This window comes from Citrobacter youngae (genome assembly GCF_003818115.1).
GTDB classification, from domain to species: domain Bacteria; phylum Pseudomonadota; class Gammaproteobacteria; order Enterobacterales; family Enterobacteriaceae; genus Citrobacter; species Citrobacter youngae.
In genome coordinates this window covers 103,487-126,555 of the sequence record NZ_RPOI01000018.1, presented here as the reverse complement: position 1 = coordinate 126,555, position 23,069 = coordinate 103,487, and the positions used below count along the sequence as shown (strand labels likewise).

The following is a 23,069-nucleotide window of genomic DNA, read 5'->3' as shown; positions in this document are numbered from 1 at the left end:
TTAAACGCCCGCTTCGCCAGTAACGTTGCTCATAGCGCTTTCACGCGCGGCCAATACACGTTCAACCGTATCAACAACAGCCTGTGTTTGCGGGTCGATTTCGATATTGACTCGCGCACCCAGTTTTTTCTTGCCCAGCGTCGTACGTTCCAGGGTTTCCGGAATCAAATGCACGCAAAAGCGTGTCGGTGTGACTTCGCCAACCGTCAGGCTAATACCGTCAATACCGATAAATCCTTTGTACAGGATATATTTCATCAGCAACGGATCCTGAACTTTAAACCACACCTGGCGGTTGTTTTCTGAGGTCAGAATTTTCGATACCTCGGCGGTAGTCATAATATGGCCTGACATTAAATGTCCGCCAATTTCATCGCTGAATTTTGCTGCGCGCTCAACGTTGACCAAATCGCCGACCTTCAGGTCACCCAGATTGGTGATTCGCAGCGTCTCTTTCATCAGATCGAAGCTTATCTGGTTACCGTTAATTTCGGTCACTGTCAGACAACAGCCGTTGTGTGCTACCGATGCGCCGGTCTCCAGCCCATCCAACATGTATTCAGGTAACTCCACTACATGTGTGCGAAAATTCGGTTTTTCATCAATCGACACCAGTTTCGCGGTGCCCTGCACAATACCCGTAAACATACCTGTAACTCCTGAACTCAATTAAGACATCTCTGCTGTGCACAATAGCAGGTGGAAAATCAGGTTGCCAGCAATGCGCCGCTCCCGCCTATTTTTTCACTGGAGAAATACAGATTCCTCGCTACAATAGACTGAAATTCCCCCTGCATTTTCTCCTTGCTGCCATATAAGGCGGCTTTTTTAGTCTCTCAAATAACAACAATATAGTGGTGTACACGTGCAAAAGTATGTAAGTGAAGCGCGTCAGTTATTAGCTCTGGCAATTCCGGTGATTCTTGCGCAAATCGCTCAAACCGCAATGGGATTCGTCGATACCGTGATGGCCGGCGGATATAGCGCGACGGACATGGCAGCCGTTGCTATCGGTACGTCCATCTGGCTACCCGCAATTCTGTTTGGTCACGGGCTGTTGCTGGCTCTGACGCCAGTGATTGCGCAACTTAACGGTTCCGGGCGCCGCGATCGTATTGCTCATCAAATACGTCAGGGTTTCTGGCTGGCGGGGATCGTATCCGTTCTGATTATGATTGTGCTTTGGAATGCGGGATACATTATCCGCTCTATGCATAACATTGACCCTGCACTGGCCGACAAAGCCGTGGGATATCTGCGCGCGCTGCTATGGGGTGCGCCCGGATATTTGTTCTTCCAGGTTGCCCGTAATCAGTGCGAAGGCCTGGCCAAGACCAAACCGGCAATGGTAATGGGTTTTCTCGGCCTGCTGGTGAACATTCCGGTTAACTATGTTTTCATCTATGGCCATTTGGGTATGCCAGAACTGGGTGGCGTAGGCTGCGGTGTGGCAACGGCGGCGGTGTATTGGGTGATGTTTGCCGCCATGCTTTCTTACGTAAAACACGCCCGATCAATGCGTGATATCCGTAATGAGCGTGGCTTCCAGAAACCTGACACCGCGGTGATGAAACGCCTGGTACAGCTGGGTTTGCCAATTGCGCTGGCATTATTTTTTGAAGTCACGCTGTTTGCCGTGGTGGCGCTGTTGGTCTCCCCGCTGGGGATTGTCGACGTGGCCGGACACCAGATCGCGCTGAACTTCAGCTCATTAATGTTTGTCCTGCCGATGTCTTTGGCGGCTGCCGTCACCATTCGTGTGGGATACCGCCTGGGTCAGGGATCAACGTTGGATGCACAGACCGCTGCCAGAACTGGCTTAGGTGTCGGCGTATGTATGGCGATGATGACCGCCATTTTCACCGTCACTTTGCGCGAGCACATCGCCCTGCTCTACAACAATAATCCTGAAGTTGTCACACTGGCTGCACAGCTGATGCTGCTGGCTGCCGTGTACCAGATTTCGGACTCCATTCAGGTTATTGGCAGCGGGATCCTGCGTGGTTATAAAGATACGCGTTCCATTTTCTTTATCACCTTCACGGCGTATTGGGTGCTGGGTTTGCCAAGTGGATATATTCTTGCGCTCACCGATCTGGTCGTCGACCGCATGGGGCCAGCGGGCTTCTGGATGGGCTTTATTATTGGCCTGACCTCTGCCGCGGTGCTGATGATGCTGCGGATGCGTTTTCTGCAACGCCAGCCGTCAGCCGTCATTCTGCAGCGTGCAGCACGATAACACCGTAATAGCCGCCGGATTAAAATGGGCTGGCATGGCAGACGTTGATTTGTTCATGGCTGATGGGATGTACCAGGCGCAGTTCGCTGGCGTGTAACATCAGCCGCGACGTCTGCTCCGTGCCAGGCCACTCGCGTCCACCATAAAGATCGCAGCCCCAGATCGGATGACCCAAATGCTGACAGTGAAGACGTAGCTGATGGGTTCGTCCGGTCTCCGGCATCAGTTGCACCCGTGTCAGGGGCAGTGACCGTCCATCCTTCAGTAGCTGATTGAAGCGCTCAATCACCCGAAAACGGGAACGCGCAGGTTTACCGCTAATAGCACTAATCGACATCAACGGAAACAGTGCTGGATCTTTGACAATGGCGGCATCAATCACACCGTCATCCTGTTTCAGGTGTCCACATAACAATGCGCTGTACACCTTAGTCACCGCGCGCTGGCTGAACTGCTGACAGAGCGCTGCATTGATCGCTTTATTGCGTGCAACGACCATCAGACCCGAAGTACCAAAATCAAGCCGATGTACCAGCGTGCAGCCCGGGTATATCTGTACCAGACGATAGTGAACCGAATCAAGATTTTGCGGATTTTTCCCCGACAGACTCAGCAACCCACTGGGTTTATTGATAAGCAGCAGATGTTCATCCTGGTAAAGGATTTCTATTTCGTCATGGCACGGCGGAGCAACAAAGGTATCGAGAATCGTAGACATCAGACAACCAGACTAAAAAGTGGGGATAGATCATAACGAATTTTCAACCGGCTGGCGAATCAACTCGCTTCATGGTGGACAGTAAACAACGGAGAATTTTTGGCTTTCCAGACACGTTGCCCCCTTTCTCGGCGAGTAGATAGATCATTCGCTCACCCCTTACGGAGACAGGAACACGCGGCAATTTTTTGCTCTGAGTTCACTGTTTGCTCATCAAGGCGGCGTTAAGCCGGAATCAACATCCACAGTTGGTAATTCTGCTGAACAGTTCTATAGTCGAGACTGCTTCTCAGTTACAGGATTCACTAATGCGATTTAACGGACTGACCAAAGGTTTCTTCATTTTCATTCTTGCCCTCGTGACCTGGGCGTTTTTCGACGTATTGTCCCCCTACTTCTCCGCAATCTTGTGGGCCGCAATTCTGACGACTATCTTTAATCCGGTAAAAAACAAACTGCGCAGTGCGCTTGGCGAACGTAACGGTCTGGCATCGTTAATCACTATTGGTATTATTTGCTTAATTGTCTTTATTCCTCTGATGGTGATCCTGTCGTCGCTGGCAATCGAACTGAATGTGGTTTACACCAAGTTGCAGCAAAACGATACGCAGTTTCCGGAAGTGGTCAGTTCTATTCTTTCTTATCTTCCTGACTGGGCCAGAGGATTCCTCGCAGAACACAATCTGGATAATGTCGCGCAGATCCAGAAAAAACTCTCCGACATTGCGCTGCAGGGCGGACAGTACCTCGCAGGCAGTGCTTTCCTGATTGGTAAAGGGACCTTCGGCTTCGCCATCAGCTTTGGCATCATGCTGTACCTGCTATTTTTCCTGTTGAAGGATGGACCGTATCTGGTGCGTCAGATTCTGGATTCCTTACCGCTGTCTGATTTTGCCAAGCAGCACTTGTTTGCCAAATTCGTGGGTGTCACGCGGGCGACAGTCAAAGGCACGGCGGTTGTCGCTGTCGTACAGGGCACGCTGGGCGGCATTGCTTTCGCCATTGTTGACATAGACGGCAGCGTTTTGTGGGGCGCACTAATGGCATTCCTCTCGCTGGTGCCTGCGGTTGGCTCGGCGATAGTCTGGGTCCCGGCGGCTATTTTCCTCTTTGCCACCCACCAACTGTGGCAAGGGCTGTTTATTGTCGGATTCTTCGTCATTATTGTCGGACTGGTGGACAATATCCTGCGCCCGCTACTGGTAGGAAAAGACACCAAAATGCCGGACTACCTGATATTGATTACCACCCTCGGTGGGATGGAGATTTACGGTATCAATGGCTTTGTGATTGGCCCGCTAATCGCTGCACTGTTTTTGGCCAGCTGGAATCTGTTCTCCGGACGTGACCATGAGGGCAACGTAGAAGGTATCGATGAAGCCTTCATGGAAGAAGGAAAAAACCCTCCAGATTTATGATGGCATGACGATAACAAGGGGCGACCGCGGGTCGCCTTTTGTTTTCACGCAAAATCATACGTTTCCTATAATTTCAATCATGCTTATTCATTAATCGTCGCAGAAGGAACGAAAAAGTGCGAATAGCCACAATCACCAACTGGGCCTACAGTGCGACGGTATGCCTGACCATTGCCTCCGGCGTTGTTATGCTGATGGCATCCGGAGCAGACAATACTGAACGTCAGGTGGTAGAGCAGCGGTATAAATTTGATCAGCTAACCGAAGAGGTGGAGCTCGATGCCTGGTCATTGTCAGATTTAGCTCGCGAGTACGTGATCGCCAAAGATCCAGAAGCACTGAATGCCTATCGCCAAAAGGCGTCATCACTAAAAGCGATTGAGCTGCGGTTAACAAAATTAAAAGACTTCGGCGCGACAGGTGAAGAGCTGGCGCTGCTGCATGAAGGATTACAAATTGTCGATGCGCTGCAGGAAGAGCAAGCAGCCGCGCTCGCCAGTATGGCCCGCGGAGAAACGTCACAGGCAATCGCCCTGCTCTACGGCAAAGCCTATGAACAGGAACTGGAACGGGCGCAGGTGCGGATAGATCATTTCCGGCAGTTGCTCGATAACCGTGTACGTAACAGCATTGACGATGCCACCAGGACTTCCCGCATACTGCGTACGCTCTCCGAAGTTATGGTCGGTTTAACCGCGCTGCTGTTTTTGTTTGTCCTCGGCTTTATTTTGAAACGCCGCGTACTGCGTCCGGTTGTGCGTCTGAGCGACGTGGTTCACCGTCTCGCATCGCAGGATTATGCCGTAGAAACGCCTAACTTTAATCAGATTGATGAGATTGGCGATATGGCGCAAGCCATTCGTATTTTTCGTGAGAACGGCCTGGTGCGGCAGCGGCTGGAGAAAGAGCGGGACGCCGACTGGGCGATCCGTGAACTGTTGGCTCGTATGACCCAGCGTTTACAGGGCTGCGAAAACTTTGCCGATGTTATCAATGTTGCGCAGCTTTTTGCCCCGAACATTGCCCCTGGCGTTGCCGGACGGCTCTACATTCTTGATCGGCAAGCCTGGCACATGCGCTGTGCCGCCGAGTGGCTTTCGCCGCAAGGCAAAACAGACCCTTTCCATCTGGATGACTGCTGGGCAGTGCGCCGTGGGCAAAGTCATCCTCCCGTGCAAGGTGAGCCTGATATCGCCTGTTACCACCTGCCTGAGTCGTGTCAGGATCATACCCTGTGCGTACCGTTGATCGCCCAGGGGGAAGCCATCGGCCTGCTCTCATTCCAGAATCTCAGTGACAATTCCGCCCCTTCCCGTGCTTATCTGGAGCTGATGGCCGAGGCACTTGGACTGGCATTAGCCAACCAACGTCTGCGCGATGCACTACTGGAAAAAGCGCTTTACGACCCACTGACCGGCCTGCGTAATCGCCATCACCTTGAAGACACTCTGCGCACCCAAATGAGTCAGGCTGTCCACAACCAGGAACCGATCAGTTGCCTGATGATCGATATCGATCACTTCAAAAACATCAACGACCGATTTGGTCATGAGGCTGGTGATGGGGTGATAAAAAGTATCGCAGCAATTATTCAGCGCGTTGTTCACGACCACGGAATGGCCTTCCGCTACGGTGGTGAAGAGTTTCTGGTTCTGCTTGCCGGTATGGATGAAGAAGCGGCCAATCGCTTTGCGACGGACATTTACAACGGGGTACGCGAGTTGACGCTCAGCTTTGGCGTCTCTGACATCGGTCATGTTGATGTGTCTATTGGTGTCGCCAGCTACCCGCAGCACGCCCAGAGCGATAACCTGTTACGTGCCGCGGATGTCGCGCTGTATCGCGCAAAAGAGCTGGGGCGTTCGCGCATAGTGAGCTTTGGGATGCTGGAAGCGAGCTAAAAAGCGGGGCGTAAGCCCAGACGGGTACTTCCTAAAATATCCCCCTGAGCGGGCAGAGCATTACTTTACCTCTACCCCTGGTAGTGATATGTTGACCCGATGAATATAAAACACGATTGCAACGGTTTTAACCACAAGCGTTGGTGGCTGCCTTCTTAAAGGCGGTCAGAATGTGTTTATCCATTTTTAAATAACCGCCGAAAGGCGGTTATTTGCATTTTGAGACCCCTTTCGGTTTTATGCTTAAGGAGTCTTCTATGAACAACAAATCCATCATCCTTACCGGCGACCGCCCTACTGGGCCACTGCATCTTGGCCACTATGTCGGTTCCCTGCGCCAACGCGCGATACTGCAACACGACTATCAGCAGTTTGTTCTGGTCGCAGACCTGCAAGGTCTGACCGATAACGGCAGCGATCCACAAAAGATCCAAAATAACATACCCGAAGTGTTGGCCGATTATCTCGCAGCAGGTATTGATCCCTCACTCACCACCCTTTGTTTACAATCAGCACTACCTGCCCTTGCCGAACTCACCGCGCTGTATATGAATCTCGTTACCGTGGCTCGCGTCGAGCGTAACCCAACGGTCAAAAATGAAATTGCACAAAAAGGTTTCGCCCGTTCGCTTCCGGTCGGTTTCCTGGTTTACCCCATCAGCCAGGCAGCAGATATTACGGCGTTCAAAGCCAGCCTGGTGCCCGTCGGCGACGATCAGTTGCCGATGATCGAACAGACTAATGAAATCGTGCATAAGATGAATAGCCTGTTACCGACCCCCGTTCTGCATCACTGTAAAGCTATGTTAAGTGAAACCAGCCGTCTTCCTGGTATTGACGGCAACGCCAAGATGTCGAAATCACTCGGTAATACGCTGCTCCTGTCGGCAAGTGAAGAGACTATCCATCGCGCCGTCAGCGCAATGTACACTGATCCTAACCACCTAAAAGTGTCCGATCCGGGGCAAATTGAGGGTAATGTCGTGTTCACCTATCTGGATGCTTTTCACCCGGATAAGGCCAAAGTCGCAGAAATGAAAGTGAATTATCAGCAAGGAGGATTGGGTGATCGGGCATGCAAAAATGAGCTGGAGATGTGCCTGCAAGAACTCATCGCGCCCATGCGTGAGCGTCGGGCAACCTATATTCAGGATAAAGGTATGCTGATGGCGATGCTTAAAAAAGGCAGCGCGCAGGCCTACGACATCACACAGCAAACGCTAAGAGAAGTAAAACAAGGATTGGGATTGTCGGTATTTTAATCTGGATTGACGTCCCATCATGCCTCCCCCCGTCGGTGTGCATTTTGCTTAAATCTGAGCTGAGCCCATTTTGAGAACGATATAACGCATGCAAACCGCTATTTATATCCCGCCGTAAATGGCACTAACGGGAAGATGTGACCCCGTATCACCATGCTATATATCCAGCGACACAAACTCATCACGAAAGGGAAGCATCGTTATGTTGAAAGGTAAAAGAGCCGTTATCACCGGCGGCGGAGGAGGATTTGGTCAGGCGTTGTGCGTTTGGTTGGCTCGAGAAGGCGTCAACGTGGATTTTTCTGCCCGGCGGGTTGAGGATATTCACAAAACCTGCAGCATCATCGCCGCTGAAGGTGGTGTTGCAAAAGGGTATCTGTGTGATTTAACCCAGCCTGAATCTATTTCTCAGTTTGCTTCACAACTCTTAGATATAGACAGGTCCATCGACATTCTAATCCTCAATGCTGCTCAGTGGTTATCAGGGACTATAGACGAACAACCGGACTCAGAAATCTACAATACCGTCAGCTCAGGCCTGACAGGTTCAATTCTACTAACACAGGCATTGCTTCCAGGATTAAGGCGCTCAGACAGTGCTGACATTGTTTCGATTATATCTGTATGCGGCATTCCGAATTTTACGGATTCAATTGCCCATCCCGCTTTTTTTGCCAGTAAACACGGGATGAGTGGTTTTACAACTAAACTGTCGGAACAGTTATCCAAAGAAAATATACGGGTAACCGGGTTATACCCACCGGATTTTGAATTGACCGGGTTAGATCCTCTTGTCGACACTCAATCCAGAATGGGAGAACATCTAATGAATGGGCGTTCTGTCTGGGAAACAATTCATTTTGTGCTGACTCAACCGCGTAGTTGCCATATTAGTACCCTTTACTTTCAAGGACCCACTCGCGAAGATTTGGAGCATTAGGGACTGAATCTGGCAGCACTAAACCGAGCGGACTCACCTCCGCTCCTCACTTGCCCCAGCAGCACCATGCTGTATGGCTATGCCGATGTCTGACAGGTCCTGCTCTGAGGAGTTCGCTATGACCACCTTTTATCAACTAACAGCCACCAGCCTGGACGGCCAGCGTATCCCTATGGCTGACTATGCTGGCAAGCTGGTTCTGGTGGTAAATACCGCCAGCCATTGTGGCTTCACGCCACAATATGCAGGTCTGGAAGTGCTGTACAAAAAGTATGCAGCTCGCGGACTGGTAGTGCTTGGTTTTCCCTGCAACCAGTTCGGTAAGCAGGAACCCGGCGAAGCCGACGAAATCGCGCAGACCTGCCACATCAACTACGGTGTAAGCTTCCCAATGTTCGAAAAAGTGGAGGTTAACGGTGCCGCTACGCATCCGGTATTCCGTTATCTAAAAGACGAGTTGCCCGGCATGCTGGGGGGACGGATAAAATGGAATTTCACAAAATTCCTGATCGGACGCGATGGCAAGACGCTAAAGCGTTTTGCGCCGTTCACTACCCCGGAGAAAATGGAAACCATCATCCTTGCTGCACTTGAAATCTAGGTATTATTGTCAATTGAAATGTCTGCCTGGTGCCATAAGCGGAAGGTGACAGTTTAAGCTTTTGTTAACGGCTCAAAGTCGGGCATTAGCCTCTGGCAGGACAGAAAAGACCAGAAGTGTCATTTCACCCGGTAGGGATTTCGACATTGCAGACACCGTCAAGCGGTCATAATCTCAAACTAGATTGCAGCACCCTGCCTGTCAGGCAATTTCGACGTTGAGGACAAGATATCAATCAGGGCACCTGTATTAGCCGTGAGCTCTCCCTTGCGCCATATCAGTTCCGTTGTTATTTGACTGTTTTCTGAATCAAAGGGATGGACTGTGATGAGTTCCTGTGTCGGAAACGTATCGAGGATTGGTGTTGGTATCACCCCCGCCCCCATTCCAGAACTGACTCCCCCCAGAATGGCATGGTAGGAGGACATTTCTGCCAGCCTGAAAGGTCTGATCCCAGCCTCTCTGAACCAGGTTGTTAGCCGATCGCGATAGGAGCAACCGTCACTGAATACCAGCAACGTTGTGTGAGCTAAATCGGCAGCAGAACGTATCTGCGGGAAATTTGCTGCGGCGATAATAACCAGTTCTTCCTTGTAAACAACCATGCGTTCCAGTCTGTCATTAGCCGGCGCGTCTGCAATGAAGGCTGCATCAAGTTCGTGACTAAGCACTGCATCGAGCAGTGTGCGGCTTATCCCGGTAACCAGCTCCACCTTTACTGATTGATGTTGCTGGTAGAGACGCGCCAGCGGCTCAGGCAACCTTGTTGCGGCCATACTGTCGAGCGCCCCAAGTCGGAACCGACCGCCAGGCACTGGCTTTACCATCTGCTGTTCTGCTAAGGTGACCAGCTCGATAATCTTCAGTGCATTGTTATAAAGCACCTGACCTTCATTTGTCGGAAGAAACCTACGGCCAGACCTTACAAACAGTGTGGTTCCGAGCTGGCTCTCCAGGTTCTGAACGCGAGTGGTTATTGCGGAGGGGACTCGGCAGAGCAAATTTGCTGCTGCAGTAATAGTACCTGTTTCTACCAGTGCGATGATGGTTCGGAAGTCAGCTATATCCATACTTTCACCATAATTGAAAATTAGATTCTATTTTATTCAATTGAAATGAATCTACATGTTTTTTAATTTATTTACTCCATTTAAACAGCTACCAGCCTCCCAGCTAGTCTCAAGCGCTTGTTGATCATCGCAAAATGGTCACGCTTGATTAATACGGGAGCTATTGAGGGTAATAAAATGAAGAAACTTGGATTAATCGGCGGCACCGGACCAGAATCAACATTGCTCTACTATCGCAAATTTGTTTATGAAGCTAACAAAAGAATTGGCGATACATTCTTCCCGTCTCTAACTATTGAAAGTATCAATGTATATGACGTCCTGACCATGTGTGGACGGAAAGATTATGAAGCGCTGACGAGGTACCTGGCCAAGGCTGTCGGGAATTTGGTGGCCGCTGGGGCTGAAGTCGTCGCCTTGACCGGTAACACACCACACATCGTCTTCAACGAACTCCAGTCGTGTACAACAGTTCCTCTTGTCAGCATTATCGAGTCCACTTGTGCAGAAGTTCAGACTCAGGGCCTGAAAAAAGTAGGTCTCGTGGGAACACGATTTACAATGGAGGCTGACTTCTTCAAACGGCCTTTCACTGAAGCAGGCATCCAGGTGGTCGTCCCGCATGCTGACGAGGTTGATTACATCGCAGAAAAAATACACGATGAACTCGAAAGAGGCATTATTAAGTCACAGACGCGAGACACGTTTACCGCGATCATTGAGCGGATGTATCGGAATGAAGGCATTGAGGCCATCATTCTGGGATGCACAGAGCTTCCCCTTTTGTTCGCGGGTACAGCGTTACCTGTTAAAGCACTGGACACGGTTGATATTCATATTGAGACGTTGTTTAAAGCTCTTCAGTAGTGTTTTACATCAATTTGGGGAAAGATCCGGGGGCGAACTGCCCCTTTGTTTAACACGCTACGATTTAAGTAATGCCTTCATAAAACTTCGAACTTCCGCTTTTCGCTCAAAGCGGTCGCTAGTCCTACCCCATCCCCAACTAATGCCATAGTCAGTAAGATCCTTACCAAAGATCCCCTATTCATTGCCCTTTCCCTCCGACTTTACAAATATGTGCCATCTCACGAACAAACGATGGAAAGCGTGATTTTTACAGTGCTGGGCTATCTGCGACAGTTGCTGAACGGCCAGAGTGTACTGGCGTGGCTGTATCTGTTTTTTATGCGATTTCTCATGCTCGATTAACAGAGAATCACGCTTTGATAATGGTGATGCCCTTTCCTTCAATACTCCTTAACCAATTATCATCGGTTTCACTATCAACCACGATAGTATTGATTAGCCCTACCTCACCGATAACAAACGATGACGCAGCGTTGACCTTCTCCGGCGACACCAGTACGACCGTTTCCGCCGCTCTGCCGGAAAATGCACGTTTGATGCACGCTTCTTCATAATCACCCGTGGTTAATCCCGCTTCAGGATGAATACCCGTTACCCCCATGAAGAAAATATCCGCATGAATATTGCCGATGCCTTCAATAGCGGCCGCCCCTACACTGACAATGGAGTGCTTGTACAGTCGGCCACCGATCAAAATAACGTCAATCTCGGGTTTATCGACCAACCCCAGTGCAATGCTGGGACTGTGTGTCACCACGGTAATATGCAGATCGTCCGGCAGACAGGCAATCAGCTCTGATGTGGTCGTGCCGCCATCCACAATAACAACTTGTCCCGAAGAAATGAGTTCAGTGCCTTTGCGCGCGATCTTCATTTTCACATCTGTTTTTAATGATTTACGCTCGGAAAATGTCGCAACAGCTGAAGACGATGGCAAAGCACCACCATGAACGCGCTGCAATCGCCCTTCTGCGGCAAGCTCACGTAAATCCCGTCGAATGGTGTCTTCTGAAACGCCAAATCGATCACTCAGATTTTTCGATTGGACCTGCCCTTCAACCTGCAGTTGTTCAAGAATAAGATGTTTACGTTGATGAGCGAGCATGTGACCGTTCCTGTTTATGCATGTTTATACTTGTATTTGCACGATAATGCTGATTATGATGTCAACTCTACGGATCAAGGAGTCTTCATGCAACCTAAACGTGCAGAAATACGCATCGTCGATAACCTAACATTATCCGATGACTGGTATTGTTTAAGAAAATACACTTTTGATATTCAACGAAGAAACGGTGATTGGCAGCGCCAAAGTCGTGAAGTTTACGATCGCGGCAACGGAGCCACGATTCTGCTCTATAACCGTGACAGGAAAACAGTGATCTTAACTCGTCAGTTTCGTTTTCCGGTATTTATAAATGGTCACGATGGCTATCTCATTGAAACAGCAGCAGGTCTTCTTGACAACATGGCTCCTGAAAAACGGATCAAAGCCGAAGTTGAAGAAGAAACCGGTTTTCGTGTATCCAGCGTACAGAAGGTTTTCGAGGCGTACATGAGCCCAGGCTCGGTCACGGAGAAGCTCTATTTTTACATCGCGGAATATGATGCTGCCGACAAGACAGGTGCCGGTGGTGGAATTGCGGCTGAAGGAGAAGATATCGAAGTGCTTGAGTGGCCGCTTGCAAGCGCACTTGCCGCAATTGAAAGTGGTCTTATCGTCGATGGCAAAACCATTATGTTGCTTTACCACGTCGCGCTGAAAAACATTCTATGAGGTTCTCTTTGTGAAACAACTTATTCTCATTGCTGGCCCCTACCGTAGCGGTACGGATGGAAAACAAAATCTTATCGATGCAAATCTTGCTCGCCTGGAAGATGCAGCGTTAGCGGTATATCAAAGAGGACACATTCCTGTAATTGGCGAATGGCTGGCACTACCACTGGCAAAAGCTGCCGGTTCTACGGCTATTGACGATGAAATCGGCGAATCTATGATCTACCCCGTTGCCCATCGACTTATCACCAAATGTGATGCGATTTACCGTATTAAAGGCGCTTCTAAAGGTGCTGATATGGACATCGATGTCGCACATAAGCATGGACTCACCGTTTATTTCCGCCTTGAAGACATCCCGTTGGCGTAATTTTATTGTGCTATTGCCTGCGAATGTGCAGGCAATTAAACCATCGCCAATGGGATCTATGACTCTCAGGAAAGATGGGGAGCGCAAGCGCGGGCAATAAGGAATGCTATTAATGCCAAAATCATAACCCCTTTAAAATGTCATTTTTATCTCATTTCATTTCCAATTGTAATGATAACCATTCTCATGTTAATGTGGCCGCGTGATAATTAACTTTTGATGCAATCCGCATGTCTGACCGCGCCACTACTACCGCTTGCTTCACGTTCGAGTCGCTTTATGGCACACATCACGGCTGGCTGAAAAGCTGGCTGACGCGCAAGCTCCAGTCTGCCTTTGATGCTGATGATATTGCCCAGGACACATTTTTACGGGTAATGGGCAGTGACTCGCTCAAGACTGTCCGCGACCCTCGTTCCTTCCTGTGTACTATTGCCAAACGGGTGATGGTCGACCTGTTTCGTCGAAACGCGCTGGAGAAAGCCTATCTGGAGATGCTGGCGCTGATGCCGGAAAATCTCGCGCCTTCGCCCGAGGAACGTGAGAGCCAGCTCGAAACCCTGCAACTCATCGACAGCATGCTTGACGGCCTGAACGGAAACACACGCGAAGCGTTTTTGCTTTCGCAACTGGAGGGGCTCAAATACAGCGAGATCGCGCTTAAGCTCGGCGTCTCCGTCAGCTCGGTGAAAAAGTATGTGGCAAAGGCTATCGAACATTGTCTGCTGTTTCGTCTGGAGCACGGCCTGTGAACGCTGCTATCACCGATTCTCGCCGTCAGGCTTTGCGCTCAGCATCACACTGGTATGCCGTATTGAGCGGCGAGCGTGTCAGCCCACAGCAGGAAGCGCGCTGGCAACAATGGTATGAAGAGGACAAAGATCATCAGTGGGCCTGGCAACAGGTTGAAAACCTGCGCAGCCAGCTCAGCAGCGTTCCGGGCGATGTCGCCAGCCGGGCGCTGCACGATACGCGCCTAACTCGTCGTCACGTCATGAAAGGGTTGTTGCTACTGCTTGGCGTGGGTAGCGGCTGGCAGCTCTGGCAATCTGAGGCCGGAGAAGGTCTACGTGCCGACTACCGCACCGCTAAAGGCGTGGTCAGCCATCAGCGGCTGGATGATGGCTCACTGCTGACGCTCAACACACAAAGCGCCGCTGATGTTCGTTTTGATACGCATCAGCGCGCTGTCCACCTCTGGTATGGCGAAATTGCGATTACCACCGCAAAAGATGCGCAGCAGAGGCCTTTCCGTGTGATGACCCGCCAGGGTCAGCTCACCGCGTTAGGCACAGAATTTACCGTCTACCAGCAGGACAACGTCACGCGTGTTACCGTTCAACAGCATGCGGTTGAAGTCTTACTGGCAAACCGCCCGCAGGAAAAACGCATCGTCAACGCTGGCGAGAGCCTGCAGTTTAGCGCGTCTGAATTTGGTGCAATCGCCTCAGCGGATGATGAAAGCGCAACCTGGACACAGGGTGTTCTGAGTTTCAGCGATAAACCGCTGGGTGAGGTCATTGCCACACTGAGCCGTTATCGCAACGGCGTGCTGCGTTGCGATCCAGCAGTGGCCGGGCTACGCCTGAGTGGCACGTTCCCGCTGAAAAATACCGATGCGATTCTGGATGTTATTACCCAGACACTTCCAGTTAAAATTCAGACTGTTACGCGATACTGGGTAAATATTTCGGCACTGTAAGAAAAATAATTCTCATTTTCATTGTCCTTTTTCCCCTTCTCATTCGACTCATAGCTGAACACAACAAAAATGATGATGGAGAAGGTATGACGCCTTTACGCGTTTTTAGCAAAACAACACCTTTGGTTAACGCCATTCGCCTGAGCCTGCTGCCGCTGGCTGGGCTCTCGTTATCCGCTTTCGCAGCGCAGGTTGATATTGCACCAGGCTCACTCGATAAAGCGCTAAACCAATATGCCGCCCGCAGCGGAATTACCCTGTCTGTTGATGCCAGCCTGACGCGCGGCAAGCACAGCAACGGCTTGCACGGCGATTACGATGTTGAGAGTGGTTTGCAGCAGTTGCTCCTGGGCAGTGGCCTGCAGGTGAAGCCGTTAGGGAATAACAGCTGGACGCTCGAACACGTTCCAGCACCACAGGAAGATGCGCTCACGGTTGTGGGCGACTGGCTGGGCGATGCGCGCGAAAACGACGTATTCGAACATGCCGGCGCGCGTGACGTTATCCGCCGTGAGGATTTCGCCAAAACCGGCGCGACGACCATGCGCGAGGTGCTGAATCGTATTCCTGGCGTTACCGCCCCGGAAAACAACGGTACCGGTAGCCACGATCTGGCGATGAACTTTGGTATTCGCGGCCTGAACCCGCGCCTTGCCAGCCGTTCAACGGTGCTGATGGACGGTATTCCGGTGCCGTTTGCCCCTTACGGCCAGCCGCAGCTTTCCCTGGCACCCGTTTCGCTCGGAAATATGGACGCCATCGATGTGGTGCGCGGCGGCGGCGCCGTACGTTACGGACCGCAGAGCGTGGGCGGCGTGGTGAACTTTGTTACCCGCGCCATTCCGCAAGACTTCGGGATCGAAGCCGGCATGGAAGGCCAGCTCAGCCCAACGTCCTCACAAAATAATCCAAAAGAGACGCACAACCTGATGGTGGGCGGCACAGCGGATAACGGTTTTGGCACCGCCCTGCTTTACTCCGGCACGCGCGGTAGTGACTGGCGCGAGCACAGCGCGACGCGCATCGATGACCTGATGCTGAAAAGCAAATATGCGCCGAACGACGTGCATACCTTCAATAGCCTTCTGCAATACTACGACGGTGAAGCCGATATGCCCGGGGGCCTGTCGCGCGCGGATTACAACGCCGACCGCTGGCAATCTACGCGTCCGAACGATCGCTTCTGGGGGCGTCGCAAGCTGGCAAGCCTCGGCTATCAGTTCCAGCCGGACAGCCAGCATAAATTCAATATTCAGGGCTTCTACACCGAAACCCTGCGCAGCGGCTACCTGGAACAGGGCAAACGCACCACGCTTTCACCGCGCAATTACTGGGTACGCGGCATTGAGCCACGATACAGCCAGAGCTTTATGCTGGGCCCTTCCGCGCACGAAGTGGGGGTGGGATACCGCTATGTGAGCGAGTCGACGCATGAAATGCGCTACTACACCGCCACCAGCAGCGGGCAACTGCCGACCAGCGCCAGCCCTTACGATCGCGACACCCGTTCCGGTACCGAAGCGCACGCCTGGTATCTGGATGACAAAATCGATATTGGCAACTGGACTATCACTCCGGGTATGCGCTTTGAACATATCGAGTCATACCAGAACAACGCCATCAAAGGCACACATGAGGAAGTGAGCTATAACGCCCCGCTTCCGGCGCTAAACGTGCTTTATCACCTGACTGACAGCTGGAATCTTTATGCAAACACCGAAGGCTCGTTCGGCACCGTACAGTACAGCCAAATTGGCAAGGCTGTGCAAAGCGGCAATGTGGAACCGGAAAAAGCGCGAACCTGGGAGCTCGGCACCCGATACGACGATGGCGCGCTGACCGCGGAAATGGGGTTGTTCCTGATTAACTTTAATAATCAGTACGACTCCAACCAGACCAACGACACCGTTACAGCACGCGGTAAAACGCGCCATACCGGGCTGGAAACCCAGGCCCGCTATGACCTCGGCACGCTGACGCCAACGCTCGACAACGTTTCAGTCTACGCAAGCTATGCGTACGTGGACGCCGAGATTCGTGAGAAAGGCGACACCTACGGCAACCAGGTGCCGTTCTCCCCGAAACACAAAGGCACGTTGGGCGTGGACTATAAGCCGGGCAACTGGACCTTCAACCTGAACAGCGATTTCCAGTCCAGCCAGTTTGCGGATAACGCCAACACCGTCAAAGAGAGCGCCGACGGCAGCACTGGCCGTATCCCAGGTTTCATGCTCTGGGGCGCACGCGTAGCCTATGACTTCGGTCCGCAGATGGCAGACCTGAACCTGGCGTTCGGTGTGAAAAATATCTTCGACCAAGAATATTTCACCCGCTCCTACGACGACAACAATAAAGGCATTTACGCCGGCCAGCCGCGCACGCTGTATATGCAGGGGTCGTTGAAGTTCTAAATCCCGTTTACCCGGCCTGCATGCTGTTTTTGTCGGCCGGGTAAACGACGCGCCACTCGACACAGGCCATTCACATGTTCACATCACTACGCACGCTATTCGCCGCTCTGCTGCTCACCGGCAACGCTTTTGCCGCCACGGTTCTTGACGAACATGGCACCTTTACGCTTGATAAAACGCCACAGCGGATCGTGGTGCTGGAACTGTCGTTCGCGGACGCACTGGCAGCCGTCGATGTTAGTCCGGTCGGCATTGCCGACGATAACGATGCCACGCGTATTCTTCCAGAAGTTCGCGCCCATCTTAAACCCTGGCAGTCTGTCGGTACGCGCGCGCAGCCGAGCTTAGAAGCCATCAGCGCGCTGAAACCGGATCTGATCATAGCCGACAGCAGCCGTCATGCGGGTATCTACAGCGCCTTGCAGCAAATCGCACCGGTGCTGCTGCTTAAGTCCCGCAATGAAACCTACACTGAAAATCTGCAATCTGCGGCCATCATCGGCAAAGTAGTGGGCAAAAAGGCGCAGATGCAGTCACGTCTGGCGCAACATCAACAACAGATGTCAGCGTGGGCAAGCCAGTTGCCAAAAGGCACGCTGGTGTTGTTTGGTACGTCCCGGGAGCAGCAGTTCAACCTGCACACGCAAGAGACCTGGACCGGGGGCGTCCTGACCTCTCTGGGGCTGAAGGTGCCTGCGGCAATATCCGGTGCGTCTATGCCGTCTATCGGCCTGGAGCAGTTGCTGGCGCTCAATCCAGCATGGCTGCTGGTCGCCCACTACCGCGAAGAGAGCATCGTCAAACGCTGGCAGCAGGACCCGCTGTGGCAGATGTTAACTGCGGTACAAAAACAGCAGACGGCGTCGGTCGACAGTAACGCCTGGGTGCGGATGCGCGGCATTTTCGCGGCCGAACGCATTGCCAGTGACACGGTAAAAATCTTCCATCACCAGCCTTTATCCGATGTGAAATGACGGTTCTCAGACATCCAGCGCTGCAGTGGGGTCTTCCCCTTGCCGCGCTTATCACTCTCTTCTGGCTGAGTCTGTTTTGCTACTCGGCCATTCCTGTTTCTGGCGTTGACGCCATTCACGCTCTGCTGCCGGGCCATACGCCGACGCTTGCACAAGCGCTGGTGCAAAACCTTCGTTTGCCGCGAAGCCTGGTCGCCATTCTGATCGGCGCGAGTCTGGCTCTCGCGGGAACGCTGCTGCAGACCCTGACGCATAATTCAATGGCATCCCCTTCGCTGCTTGGTATTAACAGCGGCGCAGCGCTGGCGATGGCGCTGACCAGCGCTCTCAGCCCCGTGCCCGTTGCAGGTTACTCCATCGCCTTTATCGCCGCCTGCGGCGGCGGCGTAAGCTGGCTGCTGGTGATGACCGCTGGCGGCGGATTTCGCCACAGCCAGGACCGAAACAAATTGATCCTCGCGGGCATCGCGTTCTCGGCGTTTTGCATGGCCCTGACCCGCATCACCCTGCTGCTGACGGAAGATCACGCTTACGGCATTTTATACTGGCTCGCGGGCGGCGTATCCCACGCACGCTGGCAGGAGTTCTGGCAGCTTTTCCCGATGGTGGCGGTTGCCCTGCCGGTGGTGTTGCTGCTGGCTAATCAACTGAACCTGCTTAACGTCAGTGACAGCACTGCCCGCACGCTGGGGGTGAATCTGCCAAAGCTACGTTTGATCATCAATATTCTGGTGCTGCTTCTGGTCGGTGCCTGCGTCAGCGTGGCTGGCCCGGTTGCGTTTATCGGCCTGCTGATGCCGCATCTGGCTCGCTTCTGGGTGGGATTCGATCAGCGCAAGGTTTTACCGATGAGCATGCTTTTGGGCGCTACGCTGCTGCTGCTGGCTGATGTTCTGGCCCGAGCGCTGGCTTTTCCTGGCGAATTGCCTGCCGGGGCAGTAGTGGCGCTGATTGGTGCGCCCTGCTTTGTCTGGCTGGTCAGGAGGCGTGGATGAAAATTGCGTTAGTCATTTTCATCGCCCTCGCATTGACGGGATTTTCGCTTCTGTCTCTGCAAATGGGGGTGATCGCCGTTCCCTGGCACGCCCTGCTGACCGACTGGCACACCGGGCGCGAGTATCATTACGTGTTAACGGCGTACCGCCTGCCGCGATTGCTGCTGGCGCTGCTGGTCGGCGCAGCCCTCGCGGTGGCAGGCGTTCTGGTACAAGGGATCGTGCGTAACCCTCTGGCATCGCCGGATATTCTCGGCGTAAATCATGCCGCAAGCCTGGCCTCTGTGGGCGCGCTGCTGCTCTTGCCGTCACTACCGGTGATTGCCCTGCCGCTGCTGGCCTTTGTCGGTGGCATGGCAGGCCTGATCCTGCTGAGAATGCTGGCGAACACCAGCCAGCCGATGAAGCTCGCGCTCACGGGTGTCGCACTTTCTGCCTGCTGGGCCAGCCTGACGGATTACCTGATGCTTTCGCGCCCGCAGGATGTGAACAGCGCCCTGATGTGGCTGACCGGCAGCTTATGGGGACGTGACTGGAGTTTTGTGAAGATTGCCGCCCCGCTGCTGATGTTATTTCTGCCGCTGAGCCTGGGTTTTTGCCGCGATCTCGACCTCCTGGCATTGGGCGATGCGCGTGCCACCACGCTCGGGGTGTCGGTGCCGCGTACACGGTTTCAGGCTTTACTACTGGCGGTTGCCATGACGTCAACCGGCGTGGCCGTCTGCGGCCCGATTAGCTTTATTGGACTCGTGGTACCGCATATGGTGCGCACCATTACCGGTGGGCGTCACCGCTGGCTGCTGCCCGTTTCGGCCATGACGGGTGCATTGCTGCTGGTGGCGGCCGACCTGCTGGCGCGAATTATTCATCCCCCGCTGGAGCTTCCGGCTGGCGTGCTGACCGCCATTATCGGTGCGCCGTGGTTTGTCTGGCTGCTTGTGAGAATGCGATAAATGACATTACGAACTGAAAATCTGACGGTCTGTTACGGGACAAACAAGGTGCTTGACGGCGTATCACTCGCACTGCCTACGGGCAAGATTACTGCGCTACTTGGCCCTAACGGTTGTGGGAAATCGACGCTGTTAAACTGTTTTTCACGGCTGTTAATGCCGCAGTCCGGCACCGTATTTCTTGACGACAATCCCATCAATACGTTCTCATCGCGCCAGCTTGCCCGCCGGCTGGCGCTGCTGCCGCAGCATCATTTAACGCCAGAGGGGATCACCGTCCGAGAGCTGGTTTCCTACGGCCGCAACCCGTGGTTACCACTTTGGGGGCGTCTTTGTGCGCAAGACAATGCGCGGGTCAATCTCGCCATGAGCCAGACCCAAATCCATCATCTTGCAGACAGACGGTTAACCGATCTTTCTGGCGGCCAGCGCCAGCGCGCATTTCTGGCGATGGTCCTGGCGCAGGATACGTCCGTGGTCCTGCTCGATGAGCCAACGACCTATCTCGATATCAATCATCAGGTGGAACTGATGCGGTTGATGGGCGCACTCCGAGCCCAGGGGAAAACGGTAGTCGCAGTGCTGCACGACCTTAATCAGGCCAGCCGATACTGCGATCATCTGGTGGTCATGGCCAACGGACATGTGATGGCACAAGGCACACCGAAAGCAGTGATGAATCCTGGATTGCTGAGAAACGTATTCAGCGTGGAAACGGAGATCCATCCCGAGCCGATATCTGGCAGACCAATGTGTGTGGTGAGGTAGATTGTACAGGTCGTATGCAGTAAACCTCGGCTAAACGAAACGGGAACTGTGCCGCAGTGTCCTTCTGCCTGGCTCTGAATGCTTGCGATGAGCAATGCTCATCGTCCATCAACTTGTTTTAGAATGTTCGCTTTGTGCCAGAAGCGGACGTGACATACACCAAGAAGTATTAATTATTGGCCAATGAGTTAGACTGGCAAGCTGTTGCTTTTTTTCATCACCTGTGAAAATGAGGATTCAGTATGAATCTGGAAGAACTTAGTAGAATTAAACGACAAACCCTCCTCGCTTTACCGGATAACGATCTTTATCTCTACAGGCTGGGTATCGCTGTGTATGGCTTCGGCTCAATAGCTAGCTTCATGACCGAAATAGCTTCGCTTTTGGATAAAACACTAGACCGGACTGCACTTCAAGGAAAAATGGGCGGTGACATTCTGGATGCCTTCCGTGCAAGCGTAAGAAAGGTAAAGCCATCAAGTCGTATCGCTTACCGAACAGGTTTGGATGCAGCTAAACTATTTGAGAAATTAAATACTGAGCGATCTGACTTTGTACATGCATATCCAATAACAAACGAAATGGGTGAGCAAATTCTGCATCGCAGGGTAGACGAAAAAGATAAATATTTCGAGGTGACCAATGAATTTCTGGATAGATTCATATCTGATCTTCATAAAGTCAGTAGCAAATTATATGAAGTACGCGATCTTATTATTGCAGGCGAGCTAACTAGTAACCCCATGTCTAAATTAAATATTTCCAGTGGCAATTCGCCCTCCTTGGGTGATTAAGATACATGTACTGCAACCAAAACGTCCGCTTCTCGCTCTCAGCGGACCTTCAGCTAAGTCAGCTTGTCCGCATTGTGCCAGGAGCGGACGCTTCAGAAGCCAGCTCTTTTTAAAAGCTGACGCATTATCGAACCGGATACTCTGTTTTCAACAACCCATCTCCTGCTCGGATGGTAGCCCCCCATTTTCGCGGGTTATTTCTGTTGTAGCCAGCGCTGAACGCCCGTTAATGCAGAGTCAATTGCGCCTGTCAGATAGCCCGGGAACTGCGGCGACCATTCACTGGCAATACCTGTTATCTCACCGGACAATTCTCCCCTGGCGGAAAGTTGCTCAGGTATTACGTGACTGACTTCCTGCTGGAGATCAAATTCCGTTGCAGAAACGGATCGGCCGCCCAGTCTTTTATATACTCAGCTTCGGGCTCTACCGCATCCTGCCCAAATAAGCGTACGAGCGGCTCCCGACAAAGGCTTTTGAGAACAGCATCGCTGACAGTTCATCTCGATTTTGCAAGTACGCCAGTAAAACCAAAAATCGCCGTTTTACCCGAATCTGGCTCGGATACGTCGCGGATCTCTGCTCCGCCAACATGCGGCCACACAGAAAATCCGCGCGCCTGGGGCAAGCTTCTGAAGCAGCACTGTTTCTGAGGTGCCAGAGAATAAAGCGAAGACTTGTCTTTGCGGCTGACCATGCCAGTTAGTCGCCTTCTGCGTATATAACCTGAGCGACTGGCGTGCATCGGCAGACATCTGGCGCAGCTTGACGAAAAGGGTTGCGCGTACCTGCTTGCGACCAATCCGGTCAAGCATCATGCGCTCAACCCCGGGCTGGGGTTAAAATATCCATTGATAATCATCCGGGGTAATGATCACGCGCTGCGAAAAATCAGAATTCAGTAACATCATAATCAGTGATTAGACGGCCCCACGCGGAGCCGTGTGCAGGCCTATTTGTTCGGCAGATTATCGTACACATCCAGTGCGCGTGCGGTATACGTCAGCGCGGCGCCGGTATTCAGGTTTATGGCAACCGCCAGCGCTTCGGCGATCTCTTCGCGCGTGGCACCGTACTTAACAGCAGCATCCACATGAACGGCCAGGCAACCGTCGCAGCGGGTGGTTACGGCCACGGCCAGCGCAATCAGTTCATGGGTTTTGGGATCGAGGTGCTTGTTTTCTGACGCACCTTTATCCATCTGCTGAAAGCCTTTCATAAACTCAGGCTGCAGTTTGGCAAATTTGTCGATGGTGGCGAGCAGGCCACTGCGATATTCATTCCAGTTTAAGAACATTCAAAACTC

22 protein-coding genes are annotated in these 23,069 nt (G+C 52.3%); 17 read left to right on the top strand and 5 right to left on the bottom strand.

What is annotated here, in order from left to right:
- Complete coding sequence (locus tag EHN13_RS16390) at positions 1-648, bottom strand: riboflavin synthase (protein WP_061067853.1); 648 nt, start codon at positions 646-648, stop codon at positions 1-3.
- Between the two features lie 217 nt (positions 649-865).
- On the opposite strand from EHN13_RS16390, the gene mdtK reads away from it, so the two are divergent.
- Complete coding sequence (mdtK, locus tag EHN13_RS16385; RefSeq protein WP_048211771.1) at positions 866-2,239, top strand: multidrug efflux MATE transporter MdtK; 1,374 nt, start codon at positions 866-868, stop codon at positions 2,237-2,239.
- A 19-nt stretch (positions 2,240-2,258) separates the two neighbouring features.
- On the opposite strand, the gene EHN13_RS16380 is transcribed toward mdtK, so the two are convergent.
- Entirely contained in the window at positions 2,259-2,957 is a 699-nt protein-coding gene (locus EHN13_RS16380; protein WP_048211772.1) for an RluA family pseudouridine synthase, read from the bottom strand.
- Positions 2,958-3,265: 308 nt separating this feature from the next.
- Between EHN13_RS16380 and EHN13_RS16375 the strand changes: the two genes are divergently transcribed.
- The 5 genes from EHN13_RS16375 (at position 3,266) to EHN13_RS16355 (ending at position 9,079) form a co-directional block, all read left to right on the top strand.
- Positions 3,266-4,375, top strand: coding sequence for an AI-2E family transporter (locus tag EHN13_RS16375; RefSeq protein ID WP_061067851.1), 1,110 nt, complete (start codon positions 3,266-3,268; stop codon positions 4,373-4,375).
- Positions 4,376-4,491: 116 nt separating this feature from the next.
- Entirely contained in the window at positions 4,492-6,276 is a 1,785-nt protein-coding gene (locus EHN13_RS16370) for a diguanylate cyclase (protein WP_061067850.1), read from the top strand.
- Positions 6,277-6,533: 257 nt separating this feature from the next.
- Positions 6,534-7,538 (top strand): tryptophan--tRNA ligase, encoded by a 1,005-nt coding sequence (gene trpS, locus EHN13_RS16365; RefSeq protein WP_124021746.1) that lies wholly within the window; start codon positions 6,534-6,536, stop codon positions 7,536-7,538.
- A gap of 202 nt (positions 7,539-7,740) precedes the next feature.
- Positions 7,741-8,478, top strand: coding sequence for an SDR family oxidoreductase (locus EHN13_RS16360; protein WP_115602090.1), 738 nt, complete (start codon positions 7,741-7,743; stop codon positions 8,476-8,478).
- A gap of 118 nt (positions 8,479-8,596) precedes the next feature.
- Positions 8,597-9,079: a glutathione peroxidase gene (locus EHN13_RS16355; protein WP_124021745.1), complete on the top strand. Its 483-nt coding sequence runs from the start codon at positions 8,597-8,599 to the stop codon at positions 9,077-9,079.
- A gap of 179 nt (positions 9,080-9,258) precedes the next feature.
- Here the strand turns inward: EHN13_RS16355 and EHN13_RS16350 are convergent, their stop codons facing one another.
- Positions 9,259-10,149 (bottom strand): LysR family transcriptional regulator, encoded by an 891-nt coding sequence (locus tag EHN13_RS16350; RefSeq protein WP_101742553.1) that lies wholly within the window; start codon positions 10,147-10,149, stop codon positions 9,259-9,261.
- A 177-nt stretch (positions 10,150-10,326) separates the two neighbouring features.
- Here EHN13_RS16350 and EHN13_RS16345 point away from each other — a divergent pair, with 177 nt between their 5' ends.
- On the top strand, positions 10,327-11,016 hold the full coding sequence (locus tag EHN13_RS16345) for an aspartate/glutamate racemase family protein (protein ID WP_101742554.1): 690 nt from the start codon (positions 10,327-10,329) through the stop codon (positions 11,014-11,016).
- A 352-nt stretch (positions 11,017-11,368) separates the two neighbouring features.
- Here the strand turns inward: EHN13_RS16345 and EHN13_RS16340 are convergent, their stop codons facing one another.
- Positions 11,369-12,124: a DeoR/GlpR family DNA-binding transcription regulator gene (locus EHN13_RS16340; protein WP_048211778.1), complete on the bottom strand. Its 756-nt coding sequence runs from the start codon at positions 12,122-12,124 to the stop codon at positions 11,369-11,371.
- 87 nt (positions 12,125-12,211) lie between these two features.
- Between EHN13_RS16340 and EHN13_RS16335 the strand changes: the two genes are divergently transcribed.
- The 10 genes from EHN13_RS16335 (at position 12,212) to EHN13_RS16290 (ending at position 21,763) form a co-directional block, all read left to right on the top strand.
- Positions 12,212-12,796 (top strand): NUDIX hydrolase, encoded by a 585-nt coding sequence (locus tag EHN13_RS16335; protein ID WP_061067843.1) that lies wholly within the window; start codon positions 12,212-12,214, stop codon positions 12,794-12,796.
- 10 nt (positions 12,797-12,806) lie between these two features.
- Complete coding sequence (locus EHN13_RS16330; protein ID WP_061067842.1) at positions 12,807-13,166, top strand: TIR domain-containing protein; 360 nt, start codon at positions 12,807-12,809, stop codon at positions 13,164-13,166.
- A 230-nt stretch (positions 13,167-13,396) separates the two neighbouring features.
- Entirely contained in the window at positions 13,397-13,918 is a 522-nt protein-coding gene (gene fecI, locus EHN13_RS16325; RefSeq protein ID WP_048211780.1) for a ferric citrate uptake sigma factor FecI, read from the top strand.
- Positions 13,915-14,868: a ferric citrate uptake sigma factor regulator FecR gene (gene fecR, locus EHN13_RS16320; RefSeq protein ID WP_124021744.1), complete on the top strand. Its 954-nt coding sequence runs from the start codon at positions 13,915-13,917 to the stop codon at positions 14,866-14,868. The genes fecI and fecR overlap by 4 nt, the downstream gene beginning before the upstream one ends.
- An 86-nt stretch (positions 14,869-14,954) precedes the next feature.
- Complete coding sequence (gene fecA, locus EHN13_RS16315; protein ID WP_124021743.1) at positions 14,955-17,279, top strand: TonB-dependent Fe(3+) dicitrate receptor FecA; 2,325 nt, start codon at positions 14,955-14,957, stop codon at positions 17,277-17,279.
- Between the two features lie 74 nt (positions 17,280-17,353).
- Complete coding sequence (locus EHN13_RS16310) at positions 17,354-18,253, top strand: Fe(3+) dicitrate ABC transporter substrate-binding protein FecB (RefSeq protein ID WP_124021742.1); 900 nt, start codon at positions 17,354-17,356, stop codon at positions 18,251-18,253.
- Complete coding sequence (fecC, locus tag EHN13_RS16305) at positions 18,250-19,248, top strand: iron-dicitrate ABC transporter permease FecC (protein ID WP_124021741.1); 999 nt, start codon at positions 18,250-18,252, stop codon at positions 19,246-19,248. The genes EHN13_RS16310 and fecC overlap by 4 nt, the downstream gene beginning before the upstream one ends.
- The gene (gene fecD, locus EHN13_RS16300) at positions 19,245-20,201 is read left to right on the top strand and encodes a Fe(3+) dicitrate ABC transporter permease subunit FecD (protein WP_124021740.1); all 957 of its coding nucleotides are present in this window, start codon (positions 19,245-19,247) and stop codon (positions 20,199-20,201) included. The genes fecC and fecD overlap by 4 nt, the downstream gene beginning before the upstream one ends.
- A complete protein-coding gene (fecE, locus tag EHN13_RS16295; RefSeq protein WP_124021739.1) occupies positions 20,202-20,969 on the top strand; it encodes a Fe(3+) dicitrate ABC transporter ATP-binding protein FecE in 768 nt (255 codons plus the stop codon).
- Positions 20,970-21,211: 242 nt separating this feature from the next.
- Complete coding sequence (locus tag EHN13_RS16290; RefSeq protein WP_101742564.1) at positions 21,212-21,763, top strand: hypothetical protein; 552 nt, start codon at positions 21,212-21,214, stop codon at positions 21,761-21,763.
- A gap of 952 nt (positions 21,764-22,715) precedes the next feature.
- Here EHN13_RS16290 and EHN13_RS16275 read toward each other — a convergent pair.
- A complete protein-coding gene (locus tag EHN13_RS16275) occupies positions 22,716-23,060 on the bottom strand; it encodes a carboxymuconolactone decarboxylase family protein (RefSeq protein WP_124021738.1) in 345 nt (114 codons plus the stop codon).
- Positions 23,061-23,069: the final 9 nt, after the last annotated feature.